General features: G+C 33.4%; 16 protein-coding genes. 6 read left to right on the forward strand and 10 right to left on the reverse strand.

From position 1 onward, the window contains the following. Nucleotides 1–150 precede the first annotated feature (150 nt). The 5 genes from EC396_RS16180 (at nt 151) to EC396_RS16200 (ending at nt 5,049) form a co-directional block, all read left to right on the forward strand. On the forward strand, nt 151–969 hold the full coding sequence (locus EC396_RS16180) for a prephenate dehydratase (RefSeq protein ID WP_129367899.1): 819 nt from the start codon (nt 151–153) through the stop codon (nt 967–969). Continuing rightward, entirely contained in the window at nt 969–2,126 is a 1,158-nt protein-coding gene (locus tag EC396_RS16185) for a pyridoxal phosphate-dependent aminotransferase (protein WP_129367900.1), read from the forward strand. The genes EC396_RS16180 and EC396_RS16185 overlap by 1 nt, the downstream gene beginning before the upstream one ends. A 4-nt stretch (nt 2,127–2,130) precedes the next feature. Then, nucleotides 2,131–2,979, forward strand: coding sequence for a prephenate dehydrogenase (locus EC396_RS16190; RefSeq protein ID WP_129367901.1), 849 nt, complete (start codon nt 2,131–2,133; stop codon nt 2,977–2,979). 215 nt (nt 2,980–3,194) lie between these two features. Beyond that, nucleotides 3,195–4,271, forward strand: coding sequence for a bifunctional 3-deoxy-7-phosphoheptulonate synthase/chorismate mutase type II (locus tag EC396_RS16195; RefSeq protein WP_129367902.1), 1,077 nt, complete (start codon nt 3,195–3,197; stop codon nt 4,269–4,271). Nucleotides 4,272–4,407: 136 nt separating this feature from the next. Then, the gene (locus EC396_RS16200; RefSeq protein WP_129367903.1) at nt 4,408–5,049 is read left to right on the forward strand and encodes a DUF6134 family protein; all 642 of its coding nucleotides are present in this window, start codon (nt 4,408–4,410) and stop codon (nt 5,047–5,049) included. A 1-nt stretch (nt 5,050) separates the two neighbouring features. Here EC396_RS16200 and EC396_RS16205 read toward each other — a convergent pair whose 3' ends face one another. From EC396_RS16205 to nifH, 10 genes are read right to left on the reverse strand one after another with little or no spacing between them, the layout of a single operon-like run. Continuing rightward, nucleotides 5,051–6,160 carry a pyruvate carboxyltransferase gene (locus EC396_RS16205; protein ID WP_129367904.1) on the reverse strand — a complete coding sequence of 370 codons (1,110 nt, stop codon included), beginning with the start codon at nt 6,158–6,160 and terminating at the stop codon, nt 5,051–5,053. Nucleotides 6,161–6,171: 11 nt separating this feature from the next. Then, nucleotides 6,172–6,480 (reverse strand): ferredoxin, encoded by a 309-nt coding sequence (locus tag EC396_RS16210; protein ID WP_129367905.1) that lies wholly within the window; start codon nt 6,478–6,480, stop codon nt 6,172–6,174. 58 nt (nt 6,481–6,538) lie between these two features. Then, nucleotides 6,539–7,810 (reverse strand): radical SAM protein, encoded by a 1,272-nt coding sequence (locus EC396_RS16215; protein WP_129367906.1) that lies wholly within the window; start codon nt 7,808–7,810, stop codon nt 6,539–6,541. A 53-nt stretch (nt 7,811–7,863) separates the two neighbouring features. Beyond that, nucleotides 7,864–9,243, reverse strand: a complete 1,380-nt coding sequence (locus tag EC396_RS16220) for a nitrogenase component 1 (protein ID WP_129367907.1) — start codon at nt 9,241–9,243, stop codon at nt 7,864–7,866. A gap of 3 nt (nt 9,244–9,246) precedes the next feature. Then, nucleotides 9,247–10,581 carry a nitrogenase iron-molybdenum cofactor biosynthesis protein NifE gene (gene nifE / locus EC396_RS16225; protein WP_129367908.1) on the reverse strand — a complete coding sequence of 445 codons (1,335 nt, stop codon included), beginning with the start codon at nt 10,579–10,581 and terminating at the stop codon, nt 9,247–9,249. Between the two features lie 56 nt (nt 10,582–10,637). Further along, a complete protein-coding gene (gene nifK / locus EC396_RS16230) occupies nt 10,638–12,020 on the reverse strand; it encodes a nitrogenase molybdenum-iron protein subunit beta (RefSeq protein WP_129367909.1) in 1,383 nt (460 codons plus the stop codon). A 53-nt stretch (nt 12,021–12,073) separates the two neighbouring features. Then, nucleotides 12,074–13,705: a nitrogenase molybdenum-iron protein alpha chain gene (nifD, locus tag EC396_RS16235; RefSeq protein WP_129367910.1), complete on the reverse strand. Its 1,632-nt coding sequence runs from the start codon at nt 13,703–13,705 to the stop codon at nt 12,074–12,076. A gap of 18 nt (nt 13,706–13,723) precedes the next feature. Then, complete coding sequence (locus EC396_RS16240) at nt 13,724–14,101, reverse strand: P-II family nitrogen regulator (RefSeq protein WP_129367911.1); 378 nt, start codon at nt 14,099–14,101, stop codon at nt 13,724–13,726. A gap of 10 nt (nt 14,102–14,111) precedes the next feature. Next, nucleotides 14,112–14,438: a P-II family nitrogen regulator gene (locus EC396_RS16245; RefSeq protein WP_129367912.1), complete on the reverse strand. Its 327-nt coding sequence runs from the start codon at nt 14,436–14,438 to the stop codon at nt 14,112–14,114. A 27-nt stretch (nt 14,439–14,465) separates the two neighbouring features. Continuing rightward, nucleotides 14,466–15,290, reverse strand: coding sequence for a nitrogenase iron protein (gene nifH / locus EC396_RS16250; RefSeq protein ID WP_129367913.1), 825 nt, complete (start codon nt 15,288–15,290; stop codon nt 14,466–14,468). A gap of 377 nt (nt 15,291–15,667) precedes the next feature. On the opposite strand from nifH, the gene EC396_RS16255 reads away from it, so the two are divergent. Next, nucleotides 15,668–17,275 (forward strand): sigma-54-dependent Fis family transcriptional regulator, encoded by a 1,608-nt coding sequence (locus EC396_RS16255; RefSeq protein WP_129367914.1) that lies wholly within the window; start codon nt 15,668–15,670, stop codon nt 17,273–17,275. Nucleotides 17,276–17,310: the final 35 nt, after the last annotated feature.

Here is a 17,310-nt window from a genome sequence, read left to right on the forward strand (position 1 = left end):
TTCAGAATGAAAACAATAAATACTTATAACAGCTTCTATTTTTACTTTTATTTTAGCAATAAGAGGTGAGGCTTTGTATGTATTAGTTAAATAAAATATAATGTAAAAGTCTCGAAAAATTTCGAGGCTTTTTTTTTGAAAAAAATTAAAATGAAAGTAGCAATACAAGGAATTAAAGGTTCGTACCACCATATTGTGGCAGAGCAATATTTTGGAAAAAACATTGAATTAATTGAGTGTTTGTCTTTTGCTGAAATGCCAAAATTATTGGCTGATGGTAAAGCAGAAGTGTTAATTATGGCTATTGAAAACACCATTGCAGGTGCAATTTTACCTAATTATGCATTGATTGACTCGAACCAATTAACTATTTGCGGAGAATACCATTTGCCAGTTCATCATCATTTTATGGCTTTAAAAGGTCAAAAAATTGAAGATATTAAAGAAATTTATTCACACCCAATGGCATTGTTGCAATGTCATAAGTTTTTTGATGATTATCCGCATATTAAATTAATTGAAGATACGGATACCGCTTTGGTTGCACAAAGAATTCAACAAAAACAATTAAAAGGTGTTGGTGCAATTGCAAGTGCAATGGCTGCTAAAATTTACGATTTAGAAGTTGTAAATTCAGACATTCAAACCATTAAGCAAAATTCAACACGTTTTTTTATTTTAACCAAGTCTGTAAGGCAAAGTTCTGTTTCAGCCAATAAAGCATCAATAAAGTTTATTACAAGTGATGATACGGGTAGTTTGGCTAGAGTGTTAACAGTTTTGGCTAAACACGGTATGAGTTTAACAAAAATCCAATCAATGCCTGTGATAGAAACTCCTTGGAAATATGCATTTTTTGCCGATTTTATTTTTGATAGCTATGCCGATTATTTCAATGCGATGAATGAAATTAAAGATAAAGTAGAAATGTTGAAGGTATTGGGAGAATACACAAAAAGTAAAAGATAATGATACAAAAAGCAGATAGATTAAGCGATGTGCAGGAATACTACTTTTCTAAAAAATTAAGAGAAGTGGCTGCTTTAAAAAGCGAAGGAAAGCCAGTAATTAATATTGCTATTGGTAGTCCAGATTTGCATCCTTCAGCAAGTGTTATTAAAGCCATACAAAGTGCGGTTGAATTGCCAAATGCACATCAATATCAAAGTTATCAAGGTACTCCAGAGCTTAGAGAGGGGATACGTGATTTTTATAAAAACAATTACCAAGTTGAATTAAATGCTGCCTCTGAGATTTTGCCTTTAATGGGTTCAAAAGAAGGAATTATGCATATTTCAATGGCATTTTTAAATAAAGGAGATAAAGTTTTAATTCCAAATCCGGGATACCCAACTTATGCATCTGTTACAAAATTAGTAGAAGCAGTACCTGTTTTTTACAATTTAACCGAAGCAAATAACTGGTTGCCAAATTTTGAAGAATTAGAACAAGAAGATTTAGCAAATGTAAAAATAATGTGGGTCAATTATCCACATATGCCAACAGGTGCGCAGGCTTCAAAAGCAGATTTTGAACAATTGATTGCATTTGCAAAAAAACACAACATATTAATTGTAAACGACAATCCGTACAGTTTTATTTTGCATAAAAATCAGCAAAGTATTTTGGCTATTGAAGGTGCAAAAGAAGTTGCTATTGAATTAAATTCATTAAGCAAAACATACAATATGGCCGGTTGGCGTGTTGGAATGGTTGTGGGTGATGCTCAAATTATTCAAACCATTTTAGAGGTAAAAAGCAATATGGATTCGGGTATGTTTTTAGGTATTCAAAAAGGGGCTGTTGAAGCTTTAAAACTATCTAACGATTGGTTTGAGAGTTTGAATGAAATTTACCTAAAACGCAGAGCGGTTGTTTGGCAAATTTTTGATGCTCTTAACTGTACATACGACAAAAATATTGGCGGTTTATTTGTTTGGGCTAAAATACCTAAAGGAACTTCTTCTGAAGAAATTACAGATAATTTGCTATACAAAAAAGATGTATTTATTACACCAGGAACTATTTTTGGTTCTAATGGCGAAGGATATATTAGAGCTTCGTTATGTGTTACAGAAGAGGTTTTAAATGAAGTGTTGGGCCGCTTAACAAATGATAATTACTAAGAAAATGGAAAAATTAGTTGTTTTTGGGTTGGGTTTAATAGGTGGTTCTTTAGCGCTTGATTTAAAATTGAGAATGAATTTTAAAGTGGTGGGAATTGATAAAAATCCTGAACACATTAAAAAAGCATTAGAATTGGGCATTATTGATGAAGCCGGAGATCTAGATCAATTGGCAGATGCATCAGTAGTAATTATTGCGGTTCCTGTAAATATAATTCCAAAGGTAACTTTACAAGTTTTGGATTTAATAGGTGAGGATACATTGGTTTTTGATGTGGGTTCTGTAAAGAATGAAATTTGCAAAATTGTTAGAAATCACCAAAATCGTAAAAATTTCGTAGCTTCGCACCCGCTAGCTGGAACCGAATATTCTGGTCCTGAGGCGGCTATTTTAGATTTGTTTGATAACAAAGTTAATATTGTTTGTGAAGCAGATAAAACAGATTGGAGAATTTTAGATAAAGCTTTAAGCTTGTTTAAAAAATTAAATATGCGTATTAAAATGATGGATCCTGTAGCGCATGATAGGCACATAGCTTACGTTTCACATCTGTCGCATGTAAGTTCTTTTATGTTGGGAAAAACAGTATTGGAGATTGAAAAAAATGAACAAGCTATTTTTGATATGGCAAGTACAGGTTTTGCTTCAACAGTGCGTTTGGCAAAAAGTTCAGCAAATACTTGGGCGCCAATTTTTATGGAAAACAAAGAGAATTTAATTAAATCGTTAGATGAGTACATTAAAAATTTAATCGAATTTAAAAGTTTTGTTGAAACCAATAATGAAGAAAAATTAAAAGAAGCAATGAATAATGCCAATTATATCAAGTCAATTTTAAATGGTATTAAGTAAGTGAGCAGTGAAGGTCTTAGTCTTGTCTTAGTCTTAGTCAAATTGAGCAGTGATACTGTTGGCTGAGTCTTTCGATAAAGCCCAAGATAAACTAAGTCAAAGCTGATATTAAGAGAATAGAAAATAGCGTAAATAAAATAAATAAGTGTTGAGCTGAAGGCTTAAAACTTAAAGCTTAAAACAAATTATAAAAATATAAATACAACTAAATTAAGATGGAAATCACAAAAGAGAACAGAAAATGGTTAGATAACATGGGCTTAGATCACCCACTTGTTATTGCAGGACCTTGTAGTGCTGAAACAGAAGAACAAGTTTTAAAAACTGCTCATTTATTAAAAGAGACAGATACAACGGTATTTAGAGCAGGTATTTGGAAACCAAGAACCCGTCCAGGAGGATTTGAAGGTGTTGGTGCTTTAGGATTGCCTTGGTTACAAAGAGTTCGTGAAGAAACTGGATTAAAAATTACAACTGAAATTGGAAATGCAGCTCACGCAGAATTGGCTTTAAAAGCTGATGTAGATATTTTGTGGATTGGTGCAAGAACTACTGTAAACCCTTTTGCTGTTCAAGAAATTGCTGATGCTTTAAAAGGTGTAGACAAGCCAGTATTGGTTAAAAACCCTGTAAATCCAGATTTGGCTTTATGGTTAGGTGGTGTAGAGCGTTTTCAAGCTAACGGAATTTCACAATTAGGTGTTATTCACCGTGGATTCTCAGCTTACAATACTGGTCATTACAGAAACTTACCAAAATGGCACATTGCTATTGAGTTGAAAAAAGAATTCCCAGATTTACCTTTAATCTTAGATCCTTCTCATATTTGTGGTCGTAGAGATACTATTTTAGATGTTTCTCAAACTGCATTGGATTTAAATTACGATGGTTTTATTATTGAAACTCACGTTGATCCAGACAAAGCTTGGAGTGATGCTAAACAACAAATTACACCTGCTAGATTACACGAAATTACAAAAGAATTAAAAATTCGTCAATTAAGTAGTTCAAAAGAAAGCTTCCAAAGTAAATTAAATTTATACCGTAAAGAGTTGGATTTAATTGATAGCAGTATTATTGATATTTTAAGTAATAGAATGGTTGTTGCTGAAAATATTGGAAAATTAAAACACCAAGAAAATGTTGCTATTTTACAAAGCGGTCGTTGGTCTGATATTTTAGATTCTATGATTGAATCTGGTATTAGCAAAGGATTGAGCAAAGAATTTGTTGAAGAAGTATTTAAAGCAATTCACGTTGAATCTATCAATATTCAACACAACGCAAAATAAGCTTAAACAATAAGTTTATAATATACAAAGCCTGTCAATTTTTTTGATGGGCTTTATTTTTGATTTATAACAACTTGTATCTATGTTAAAAAGTTGTAAATTAGGATATTGTAACTTAATTTTTTAGAAATTTAAAATGAAAACACACAAGCAGGTTTTGTTGTTATTTAGTGCGCTTTTTTTTGTGGGCTTATTTTGTGATGCCCAAAGCAAAATAGATAAATCTGTTTATAATATTCGTGCCATGGGGATGGATGTTGGAACAATTACAGTAAATCAGCAAATAACAGGAAACAAAATTACTGTTGAAGCAATTAGTGAAGTTGAAGTTAGAATCATTTTTAAAATTAAAGTTAAATACATTCAAACTAGTACTTATGTAAATGGTATTTTACAACAATCACTGCTAAAAACCTACAAAAAAGATGAGGTTAATTCTACAACTCATTTAGTTAAAAAAGGAGATGGCTATACTTTAGAAAAAGATGGAAAGATTACTCGTATCAACGATATTATAAAATATAGTGGCAGTTTGCTGTATTTTCATGAACCAAAAAATGTAAAAGTTTTGTATTTTGAAATCAATGGTGAAAAAACAAAAGTAGAAACTGTAAAAACTCATGAATATTTAATTACCGACCCAAACAACGGTAATAAAAACGAATACACTTATAAAAATGGGGTTTTAAAAAATGCCATCATAAAACATACGATGGCAAATGTTTATTTAACTTTAAATGATGAAATTACCGCGCAAGTAACACCTGCGTCAAAATAATTTAATTCCCTTGGTAAATCTGCATCAAATCTAATTCGGTCAAAGGTCTTTTCCACGAAGTAGATTTTTCTTTAACCAAGTTTAAAATTTGTTGAATTCTGATGTCATCTAAAAACAAGTTTTTTTCGCTAAAAAAATGATTTATGGATGCTTTTCCAGAGTGTTTTCCAAAGCAAAAACCAGCATTATTTTGACCAAAATCTGAAGGATTTATAAATTGGTACGATTGCTTGTTTTTTAAAATTGCTGAGGTGTGAATTCCAGACTCATGCGTGTGCACTTTTTTTCCAATTAGCGGTTTGTTTGTTGCCAATCTTACACCAGAATTATTGGCTACATATCTGCATAGTTTTGAAATAACCTGAGAATTGTAACTGGTATTGTTTTCCTTATAAATAAAATAAGCAATTAGTTCTTCTAATACAGAATTTCCAGCTCTTTCGCCCAAACCATTTACAGTTGCACTTATGCATTTTGCACCAGATTTGTAAGCTGTTATGGCATTGGCTGTTGCCATTCCTAAATCGTTGTGTCCGTGAAATTCAAATTCCATAGTAGGAAAACTTCCATTTAAGCTTAAAAATAATTGCTGAATTTCAAGCGGACTTGAGATGCCCACTGTATCAGAAATTCTTAGTCTGCTAGCGCCATTTTCTTGAGCGTAAAAAATAAATTCTTTTAAAAAATCAATATTGGCTCTTGTTGAGTCTTGGGCGCCAACGGTAACGTGAGAAAAATAATTACTAGCGTATTTTGTTGTTTTTTTTACTTCTGTAATTACCCAGTCTCTAGATTTTCCAAGCGTTTCAATTTGAATATCAGAAACGGGTAATGAGATATTGATAGAAGTAGTTTTTAGTTTTGCAGCTTCTTGAATTTCTTCCAAATGAGCTCTACACCAACTAGAAGTTTTGTAAGAAAATCCTTCAGCTGCAATTTCTTTAATAATTATTTTTTCATCGTTGCTAATAGCAGGAGTCCCAATTTCAACTTCATCTACACCCAGTTCATGAAGCATTACGGCAATTTTCATTTTTTCTTTTTTCGAAAAAACAACTCCAGGCGCTTGTTCACCATCTCTAAGTGTTGTATCTATTAAATAGGGCTTCATAATGTTAAAATTTAATCTGAAATTAAATATTCTTCAACAGCTTTATTTTCTTCTAAAGCTTCAAGAATTTCATCAATTTTATCTTCATCTGTAATTCCTCCGTACCAAAAATTATTTGGCTGAATAACAATTACGGGTCCTTGCGGACAAATATTTAAACATGCTGTTGTGGTTACAGCAACGTCTAATCCGCGGTCTGCAGCTTCTTCAGAAATATATTGTATCAAATCTGAAGAGCCTCTTTTAAGGCAAGTGCCTTTTGCTTCTCCTACCATTCTGTAAGAGTTGCATAATAATATTAAATGATCAGGTTTTTTCATGGTATAATTGTTTTGTATGAATAACTATAAATTATTTTTTTGGTTGAAATGGTGAAAATTATCCACAACCCATTGCATTACCACCGCATCCGCTACCGCATTTTCCTAAAGTGGTTTTAAGAACAGATTTTAATTTTTTGCCTTTGTAAACAGCATCAAGTCCGTCATCTATTAATCCCGACATTTCTATAACAGCAATTCCAACTTTTTGAAGCAAATCAACGGGTTTTGCACCTACGCCATTAACCAGCAAATAAGAACAATCATTTAAGGTTTTGGCAAGGTTTATCCATCGTAAATCCCCCGTTCCTTTAGCAGGTGCAAATCGTCTTTCAACCATTTCATAACCCGTTTCAGTTTGTTTATAAATTAAAAAGTCTGTGGCTTCACCTAAGTGTTTGTTAATCATTAAGCCTTCATAACTAGCAACTGCAACATGAGGTTTTGTTTTGTCTGTTTCGGTTGGCATTACCGCACATTGGTCTATTAATTTATAAGCACTTGTGTCGTCTTTTCCAAGCATTCCGGCAGCATCGGCTCTACAACGTGCGCAATGTGTCATTGGTTTTATGTACTTGTGAATAGATCGTATGATGTTGCGAATTGATTCTCCTGTTGGTTTTTCTAAATTTTCCATGTCACTTCCTTCAGTAGGAATTAATGGAATACAGTTCATAGTTGTAGCGCCCATTTCGCCCACTATTTTGGCAACTTCTTCAATTTCTGTATCATTTACTCCTGGGATAATAACGGTGTTTATTTTTACAACAATATCTTTTGCAACTAAGGCTTTTAAAGCATCGGTTTGTTGGCTTAGCATTAATTCAGCAGCAGCTCTTCCGCGATACATTTTTTTATTGTAACGTGCCCATTTGTATATTTTTTCTAAAGTTTCAAGTCTAAAACTGTTGATGGTTAAGGTTACGTGTGTAACATTTAGTTCGGCTATTTCATCAACATAAGGCAAAATATTTAGTCCGTTTGAAGAAAGACAAAATATTTTATCAGGAAACTCACTTTTAATCATTCTAATAGATTCCAATGTTTTTTCAGGTTCAGCAAAAGCATCTCCTGGGCCAGCAATTCCTATTGTTGAAATGTTTTTTATTTTTTGTGAAATGGCTCTGATGTAATTAAGAGCTTGAAAAGGTTTTAAAACCGAGCTTGTTACACCTGGTCTACTTTCGTTTACACAATCGTATTTTCTATTACAATAACCACATTGAACATTGCATTTTGGTGCTACTGGTATATGAATTCGTGCGTACTTTAACTTTGCTTCTTTATCAAAACAAGGGTGTACTTTGTTTAAAGTTGTTGTATTTTCCATGTTCTTAAATTTTAATGGTTATTAATATTCAATAATTTTTTTCTGAATGTTTATTACATGTATTTGTATCCAACTGGCGAATTTTCTTGCATTTGTTGAATTAGCGTATTTGCTATGGTGTCAAACAATTGCTGTGTACCTTCGTAACCAATGTGTTTGATACGTGATCCGCCCAATCTGTCGTGAATAGGAAAGCCAACTCTGGCTAACGGAATTCCTAGTTCTCGAGCAATGTAATAGCCTTTGCTATTGCCAATTAAAATATCTGGTTTTAGTTCTTTACAAACAGTAGCTATTTCTTCAAAATCAAAATTATCGTGTATGTTAATTGTTTTTCTTGGTTTGATTTTTTCTTGAATAACGTTTTTTAATAAGCCGCTATCGCCACCAGATGCACATAAGACGGTTTCAATTCCTATTTCTTCTAAAAAGGAAATCATAGCAATTACAAAATCTTCTTCACCGTAAACAACTGCTTTTTTCCCAAAAACATATTTGTGTCCGTCTACATAAGCGTCTACTAATTTTCCACGTTGTTTTGTGTATTTTTCGGGTGTTTTGGTATTTGTTAATTTTTCAAGTTCACTAAAAAAGGCATCAGTGGCATTTATGCCAATAGGAATATTGAAATTTATTCTTGGCACTCCAAAATCAGCTTCCAAAAATTCTGCAGCGGTTTGCGATTTTGCATTTGATTTATTTAAAATATATCCAAATTCTATAGATGCTTTTGCGCTGCCAGTTTCTTGTAATTCTTTAATTGTTGTACCGCCTTTTGGTAGTTTTTCATACTCTCCAGTATACTCATTGTCTAAAATATCTGAGTAATCTGGAACCATAATTGGGTTGATAGCTACATCAGCAAAAATTTCTTTCAAAAGTTGTAAATCTGCAGGAGAAAGAAACCCAGGAAAAATATTGACACTTTGTGTTGTTTTTTTATGGGTTGCAAATGCTTTTACAAGCGATAAAATAGTATCGTGAAACCCGTTAATATGTGTTCCCATAAAACTTGGCGTATTCACAAAAACCAATTCTGGAAGATTTGTATCACCTTCGTTTTCGGTTTTATATCGGTGAATTATTTTGCGCATATCATCGCCAATAACTTCACTTAGACAAGTTGTTGCAATTCCTATTATTTTAGGATTGTATTGTTTAGTTACATTTTTTATGGCGATAAACAAGTTTTTTTCACCACCAAAAATGGCGGTTTCTTCAGTAAAATTTGTAGAAGCAATATCTACAGGTTCTTTATAATGACTTATCAAATACCGTCTAATATATGTTGCGCAACCTTGAGATCCGTGGATAAGTGGCACGCAACCTTCAATTCCTTTGTAAACAACGCTAGCGCCTAATGGAGTACAAACTTTACAGGCATTGCGAGTTGAGGTGAATTCTTTCGATTTGATTTCTTTAAGGGTCTCCATATGCTATTTGTTTTTAGTGAATTGAAAAACTGGACTCATTGCTGTACCGTAAATTTCTTTTGCAAAATTTAACATGCCTTCATAACCAGCCAATGCAAGTTTGCGTTCGTGGTTATGATCGCAAAAGCCCAAGCCTAATTTGTATGCAATAGGTCTTTCTTTAACACCGCCAATTAAAATATCAGCGTTGGTTCTTTTAACCAATTGTGTTAACTCTAAAGGGTTGGTGTCATCTACTAGAATAGTACCTTCATCACTTAAATTTTTCATAGTTAAGTAATCTTCTTTATTACCAGTTTGAGAACCAACTACTACTGTTTTTACACCAATCATACGTAAAGCTTTTATTAACGAAATGGCTTTAAATGCACCACCAACATAAATGGCGGCTTTTTTACCTTTCAATGCTTTTTTGTAAAATTCGAGTTTGGGTAATAAGTCACTTACTTCTGTTTTTACCAGTTCAATGGCTTTGTCCATCATGTCTTTATTGTCAAAAAAACGAGCCACACCGTATAGTGCATCAGACATATCTTCAATACCAAAATAGGAAACTCTCATATTTGGAATTTGATATTTTTTTTCCATTTGCACAGCTAGATTGCTCATTGATCCAGAGCATTGAACAATGTTTAATGCAGCTTTGTGAGCTTGACGAATATCATCTACACGACCATCGCCTGTAATGGTTGCCACAATATGAACCCCCATTTTTTCGTAATAATCTCGCAATAAATAAAGTTCTCCGGCAAGGTTAAAATCGCCAATAATATTAATGCTATTTGGTATGGTTTCATTGGTTCCTTTTGATCCAACCAATTTCATGAGAGCATCACAGGCAACCTTATATCCATCTTTTTTTGTGCCAGCAAAACCTGGAGCTTGTACTGTTATTACTTCAACACCTGTAGTTTTTGTAACACTTTTACAAACGCTTTCAACATCATCACCAATTAAATCAACAATACAGGTTGAATAAACAAAAGCTGCTTTTGGGTTATACGCATCAATTAATTCAATGAGCGCTTTTTTTAAGGTTTTTTCGCCCCCAAAAACAACTTGTTCTTCTTTAATATCAGTTGAAAAGCTGAGTCTATGAATTTGTGGTCCAGATGATAGCGCACCTCTAATGTCCCAAGTATAAGCTGCACAGCCAATAGGGCCGTGAACTAAATGAAGTGCATCTGCAATAGGGTATAAAACAACTCTAGATCCGCAAAATACGCAAGCTCTTTGGCTTACGGATCCTGCTAGACTAGATTTGTCACAACTTAATTCATGAGAATCTATTCCCTTTGTCAATACTTGGTTTTGTCTGTCTTTAAGTATAGATTCCATGTGCTTTGATTTTTAAATTATAAATTCATTTTTCAATTTTGATAAATATTTTGGTATTACATTACCAATTCAAATTCAGATTCTGTAGATTCTGCATCTTGTTTGTCCATGATTAGTCCTAATATTTTTTCTAAAATTCTAAGACCTCCCATATAACCTACAGTTGGAAAATAAGAGTGACCAACTCTATCAAGTATTGGGAATCCCATTCTTAAAAATGGCGTATTCTCGTCTCTTGAAATGTATTTACCGTAGGTGTTTCCAATTAATAAATCAACACCTTCATTTTTAATCCATTGGTGCATTAAATACATGTCGGCTCCAATACCGTTTTTGAATTTTGCTTCTGGTACAACTGGCAATAACATTTCTTCCAGTTTTTGATGCATTTTTTTACCAGGAGTTCCTGAAACAATGTAAACAGGTTTCATATTTAGGTCTAATAAAAATTCGACCATAGGAATTAATTGATCTGGATCACCCCATAAAGCAACACGCTTACCGTGTAAATACTGTTGCATATCAGTAATCATATCAACCAATCTTCCTCTTTCAGTTGTAATTGCATCTGGAATTGCAACTTCAGCAAGTTTAGATAGTTTCATAATAAAACGGTCTGTAGCTCGCACCCCAATTGGAAGTTCTGTAACTTCAAACGGAACTTTACATTTGTTTTCTAATTTAATTGCAGCATCTTTAGTAGCCCATTCTCCAAAAGCTAAAGTTGCTTTATTGTCTCCTGAAGCTATTAAATCTGGCACTTTAGTACCTCCTTTTGGGTACATTGTATAACTACCTGTTTGTGGTGCATCTACTACATCAGAAGTATCAGGAAATAAGGTGAATTTAGCATCCATAAGGTTTGCGATTCTTTTTACTTCTCTCATATCTGAAGGTTCAACCCAGCCAGAAATTAAATTTATTTTATCGTTTTTAACACCGGTAGATTCTGATAATAACTGTACCATTCCGCTTACCATATTTGAATATCCGGTAACGTGAGATCCAACATAACTTGGTGTGTTGCAAAATATTACGTGTTTTCCTTCTGGAATTTTACCGCCATCTCTTGCTTTTTCAACAATTTGTGTAAGGTCATCTCCAATTGTTTCAGACAAACAAGTTGAGTGCACAGCAATTACATCTGGTTCGTATATAGTGAAAATATTGTCTATAGCTTGCAGAAGATTTGCTTGTCCTCCAAATACTGAAGAACCTTCAGTAAATGAACTTGTTGCTGCCATAATAGGCTCTTTATAATGGCGAGTTAGTGCGCTTCGGTGATATGAACAACAACCTTGTGACCCATGGCTATGAGGTAGGCATCCGTGGATTCCAAGTGCGGCATACATAGCCCCAACTGGTTGACAGGTTTTAGCTGGATTGATAGCCAATGCTTCCCTTTCTTTTATATCTTTTGTGGTATGTCTTAATAACATAATATCTCTGATTTAAGTTTATAAATTGTTTTATAAATGGATTTCTAATTCAGCTAATAAGCTGCATCTGCCATTTTTGCTACTAATTCAGGTTCGTTTTTCCAAGGTGGTGGAATTAATCCCCAAATTTTAGTGTTCACCATTTTATCAATGTCATTGTAAAAATTAATGGCTCCTTTAAATCCTGCATATGGTCCACCGTAATCGTAACTATGAAGTTGTTTTAAAGGCACTCCATATTTTTGGATTACATATTTTTCTTTGATACCTGCACCAATAATATCTGGTTTGTAGTACTCGATTAGTTTTTCAGTTTCCCAATGTGAAATATCATCAATAACCAAACTGTTTTTTTCCATATCAGGCATCATTCCATCGTAATCAGAAAATGCGTAGCCTTTATTTTTAAGTGCAGTCTTTTTCTCGACTAAATCTTCTCTCCAATTGGCTTCTTCTTTGCTAATTTCTAGTTCTTCAATATTTCTACTATCAGCATCAATTTTAATACTGTCAAGTACTTTTCTTCCTTCGTAATCGTCGCGGTGTCCAAACTCGTAACCAGCTGAAATTGTTCTCATACCTATTTCACCAAATAATTCTTGGTAGTGGTGTGCTCTAGATCCACCAACATACATCATACATAGTTTGCCTTCGGTTCTAGTTTTAACATCTTCAATGGTTGCTTTTACTTCAAGCATTTCGCGAGCGATTATAGCTTCAGCTTTTGCCATAAGCTCTTCATCTTCAAAGTATTCAGCAATTCTTCTTAGAGATTTTGCAGTAGCATCAGCACCAATAAAGTTTATTTTAATCCAAGGAATACCATACTTTTGCTCTAACATTTCAGCAATGTAATTGATAGATCTGTGGCACATTACTGCGTTTAAATCGGCCATATGTGCATTTTCAAACTGGCTCATTGTTGAGTTACCACTAAAGGTAGAAACCAATGTGATTCCCATTTCTTCAAAGTATTTTTCAAGTACAAATGAATCACCACCAATATTGTATTCTCCAAGTAAGTTTATTTTGAATTTTCCTCCTGGGTCAGTATCATTTAAACCAACAACGTGTTTAAATATTCCGTTGTTTGCAATGTGGTGACCAGCAGATTGACTTACACCTTTATAACCCTCGCAACTAAAACCAAAAATATTGATTCCAAGTTCCTCTTTCATTTTTCTTGAAACTGCGTGAACGTCGTCTCCAATTAAACCAATTGGACAGGTAGAAAATACACCAATTGAATGTGGTTTAAACATTTCATAAGCTTCGCGAATGGCTGTTTCTAATTTTTTTTCACCTCCAAAAACAATGTTGGTATCTTGCATATCGGTTGAAAAACAATAGTTCATATAGTTTTCACCATCTACGCCAGCATCGGTTTGATTTCTTCTAGTAAGCCAAGCGTAAAATGAGCATCCAATTGGGCCGTGAACAATATTTATGATATCGCGTGTTGGGCCTAAGATTACACCTTTACAACCTGCGTAGCAGCATCCTCTTTGTGTAATAATTCCAGGAATAGTTCTAATATTCGCTTGAATTTCCTGATCTTTTTCGGGATCGTTAGACACCAAAGATTTGGATCTTTTTTTGGCTACTTTGCTAGGATATTTATTTAATATTTCCTCAATTAATTCTGATGTATCTGGAAATATGTTTGTTTTATTATCTGTAGACATATTTTTTAGTTTTAACTGTTAATCTAATACACTATCTCCAGCAACACCAGTACGAATACTTAGTGCTTCTGTGTTAGGGAGTACAAATATTTTTCCATCACCAGGTGCATCTGTTCTATTTGCGTTCATAATTGCTTGCACTGCTGTTTTCACTTTTGAATCGGCTACAGTAAGTGTAAGCATTCTGTGTAAACGTAGTCTTGGTTCAGGCCCTAATAGCGCAATTGCTTCTGGTTGATTGTTTCGAACACCTTCCATAACTTGTGCATCCCATTTTCCTTTACCGCGCCCATAAACTTGACCTGTAGCGGTAAAAGATGGTAGCCCTGCTTCAGAGAGTGCCTCTTTTGTTCTATTCATCGTGTGAATTCGTAAAATGGCTATTATAGTCTTCATTTTTTTTAATTTAAAGTTCTTTTGTGCCTCTACTTATTGTGTAGGCTTCTTCAACTGGACTTACAAAGATTTTTCCATCTCCAAAAGCTCCATTTTCTCCTGTACGAGCGGCTTCAATAATTGTTTTAACAGGGAAGTCTTTGTCTTCGTCGTTTACAACAATCATTAATAAATCTTTCGGTATTTCGTCGTAAGTAATATCACCAATTTTAATTCCTCGTTGTTTACCACGTCCTACAACTGGTACTTTTGTTACAGCTACATAACCAGCTTCAAATAAAGCTTTGATAACGGTTGCAGACTTTTCGGATCTGATAATTGCTCTAATTAATTGCATATTGATATTTTTTAATAATGAATGTTTTTAATTTAAAATTCCGAATTCAATTAGTAATCCTTCAAGTTCTTCGATTTCAAGAGGTGTTGGAACTACAAACAATTGATTTTCGTGAATCTTTCTAGCTAATGTCCTGTACTCATCTGCTTGAGGATGCTCTGGAGCATATTCAATAACTGTTTTTCTGTGGATTTCAGCTTTTTGAACCATGTTGTCACGAGGTACAAAGTGAATCATTTGAGTTCCAAGTTTTTTTGCCAACTCTTCAATCATCTGTCTTTCGTTGTCAACTAAACGACTGTTACAAATAAGACCACCTAAACGTACGGCTCCTGCTTGTGCAAATTTTACAATCCCTTTACAGATATTGTTTGCAGCATACATTGCCATCATTTCACCAGAAACTACAATGTAAATTTCTTCAGCTTTACCATCTCTAATAGGCATTGCAAATCCACCACAAACAACGTCACCCAATACATCATAAAATGCATAATCTAAAGCTTTGTCTTCATCATAAGCACCTAATTGTTCTAACATGTTGATAGAAGTAATAATTCCACGACCTGCACAACCAACACCTGGTTCTGGTCCTCCTGATTCTGTACAACTTGTGTTTCCGTATCCAGGTTTTACAATGTCGTCAAATACAACATCTTCACCTTCTTCTCTTAGTGTGTCTAGCACTGTTTTTTGTGCCAAACCACCTAGTAGTAATCTGGTTGAATCTGCTTTAGGATCGCATCCTACAACCATTATCTTTTTTCCCATTTCGGCTAAACCAGCCACTGTGTTTTGTGTAGTAGTTGATTTTCCAATACCACCTTTACCGTAAATTGCTATTTTTCTCATAATAAAATTATTAAATGAATATTATTTGAATTTCGTTTTTCACTTACTGTGCCATTAAAATTTTAGCATGCCAAAAAAGAATTTAATAACAATTTAAATGTCGGATATACAGTAACTTAAAAAAATATTAATTTATTTTTAGGTAAAATGCAGCATGTTGTAATGTTACATTTATGTAAGTTTTTTAGGCTGATTTCACGTAATTGTAATTAAAATGTCATTATATTATTTTCATTAAAATAAAGAAATCGTTAAATAAAAAATAAACTAATACGTTTTCGTTGTTAAAAATAAGAGTAAATCGTATTTTTATTAAAAATATCGTATTTTTGTGTTCAAGAGGTTTGTTTGTGAAATAATGAAGTAAAACAGTTCCCATGTCTGAAGAATTAAACAATAATATAAAAGAAGGATTTAAAAGCCACTATTGCCATAAGGCTGGTAGGTTTTGTAAAGGGGATACCGAGCTGCCACTATTATTTGAAATTAGTACAATGATTAATAATAGTAGGTTTATTAAAGAAATTATGGATCCTATTATGGAGCTGGTCGCAAGGTACTTAGATGCGGAACGCTCTATGTTGTCTATTTTAAACAGAGAGGTTTCTAAGATTTTAATTGAAGCTTCGTATGGAATTTCTTACGATGATAAAATGCAAGGGCGTTATTTGGTGGGTGAAGGCATTACAGGTAATGTTGTAAAAAGCGGAAAACCTATTTTTATTGATAAAATAGATGGTGCTCAGGGTTTTGTAAATAAAACCAAAATGAAACTTCAAACAAAAAGCAAAAAAGATATTTCATTTATAATTGTTCCTATAAAAGTAGATTTTGAAATAGTTGGAACCCTAAGTATTTCAAGAGTTTATGATGAACGTGTAAATAAAAATGAGTTGATAAGAATTTTGTCGGTTATTGGATCTATGATTGCTCAAGCAGTTCGTGCAAGGCAAGATAGGGTTGAGGAAATTGAAAGGCTGAAAAATGAAAATCAAAAATTACATTTAGAACTGGAAAACAGGTTTTCTTATGAAAACATTATTGGAAACTGTTCTAAACTGCGTGAAGTTTTTAAGCAAATAGAGCAGGTTTCTAAAACACAAGCTACCGTATTAATTAGGGGTGAAAGTGGTGTTGGGAAAGAATTGATTGCAGATGCTATACATTATAAAAGTGATAGAGCTTCAAAACCATTTATAAAAGTAAATTGTGCGGCATTGCCCGAAACGCTTGTTGAAAGCGAGTTGTTTGGACACGAAAAAGGGGCGTTTACAGGTGCTTCGGAAATGAAAAAAGGAAGATTTGAATTGGCTGATGGAGGTACTATTTTTATTGATGAAATTGGCGAGTTATCTGCTCAAATGCAAGTTAAATTGTTGCGTTTTTTGCAAGAAAAACAATTTGAAAGGGTAGGAGGTTCTAAAACAATTGATTGTAATGTGCGAATTATTACAGCTACCAATAGAAATTTAGAAAACGCCATTGTTGAGCAAAAATTTAGAGAAGATTTGTATTATCGTTTAAATGTGTTTCCAATTTACATGCCTGCTTTGCGTGAGCGTTTAAATGATATTCCGCTTTTGGTAGATCATTTTATTCAAAAAGCAAACAAAAAAAACGGCACCAATATTTTACGTATTTCTTCTTCGGCAATTGATGCTTTAATGATTTATCATTGGCCAGGAAATATCAGGGAATTAGAAAATTGTATAGAACGCGCTGCAATTATTAGTGTTGATCAGGTAATAAGAATAGAAAATTTGCCACCAACACTTCAAACTGCACAATCGTCTAGTACTTTTAGCAAAGGTTCTCTTCAAATTATTGTTGAAAAGGTTGAAAAGCAGTTGATAATTGATTGTTTAACTTCTACAAAAGGAAATGTTATGCAGGCCGCAAAAGAGTTGGGTGTTTCCAATCGGAAATTAGGGTTGCGAATTGAAAAATATGAAATTGATGTGGTAAAATATAAAGTTAAAAAATAACCGTTATTTTTTAACTTTATATTTTGCAATTGTAG

This window comes from Lutibacter sp. HS1-25, assembly GCF_004121075.1.
GTDB lineage: Bacteria > Bacteroidota > Bacteroidia > Flavobacteriales > Flavobacteriaceae > Lutibacter.

Bases quoted from the DNA above. Each gene is read 5' to 3' on its own strand.
- EC396_RS16180 (WP_129367899.1), top strand. From the start codon at position 151: ATGAAAGTAGCAATACAAGGAATTAAAGGTTCGTACCACCATATTGTG.
- EC396_RS16205 (WP_129367904.1), bottom strand. From the start codon at position 6,160: ATGAAGCCCTATTTAATAGATACAACACTTAGAGATGGTGAACAAGCG.
- EC396_RS16185 (WP_129367900.1), top strand. From the start codon at position 969: ATGATACAAAAAGCAGATAGATTAAGCGATGTGCAGGAATACTACTTT.
- EC396_RS16195 (WP_129367902.1), top strand. From the start codon at position 3,195: ATGGAAATCACAAAAGAGAACAGAAAATGGTTAGATAACATGGGCTTA.
- nifK (WP_129367909.1), bottom strand. From the start codon at position 12,020: ATGTTATTAAGACATACCACAAAAGATATAAAAGAAAGGGAAGCATTG.
- EC396_RS16200 (WP_129367903.1), top strand. From the start codon at position 4,408: ATGAAAACACACAAGCAGGTTTTGTTGTTATTTAGTGCGCTTTTTTTT.
- EC396_RS16210 (WP_129367905.1), bottom strand. From the start codon at position 6,480: ATGAAAAAACCTGATCATTTAATATTATTATGCAACTCTTACAGAATG.
- EC396_RS16215 (WP_129367906.1), bottom strand. From the start codon at position 7,810: ATGGAAAATACAACAACTTTAAACAAAGTACACCCTTGTTTTGATAAA.
- EC396_RS16220 (WP_129367907.1), bottom strand. From the start codon at position 9,243: ATGGAGACCCTTAAAGAAATCAAATCGAAAGAATTCACCTCAACTCGC.
- EC396_RS16245 (WP_129367912.1), bottom strand. From the start codon at position 14,438: ATGCAATTAATTAGAGCAATTATCAGATCCGAAAAGTCTGCAACCGTT.
- nifD (WP_129367910.1), bottom strand. From the start codon at position 13,705: ATGTCTACAGATAATAAAACAAACATATTTCCAGATACATCAGAATTA.
- EC396_RS16240 (WP_129367911.1), bottom strand. From the start codon at position 14,101: ATGAAGACTATAATAGCCATTTTACGAATTCACACGATGAATAGAACA.
- nifE (WP_129367908.1), bottom strand. From the start codon at position 10,581: ATGGAATCTATACTTAAAGACAGACAAAACCAAGTATTGACAAAGGGA.
- nifH (WP_129367913.1), bottom strand. From the start codon at position 15,290: ATGAGAAAAATAGCAATTTACGGTAAAGGTGGTATTGGAAAATCAACT.
- EC396_RS16190 (WP_129367901.1), top strand. From the start codon at position 2,131: ATGGAAAAATTAGTTGTTTTTGGGTTGGGTTTAATAGGTGGTTCTTTA.
- EC396_RS16255 (WP_129367914.1), top strand. From the start codon at position 15,668: ATGTCTGAAGAATTAAACAATAATATAAAAGAAGGATTTAAAAGCCAC.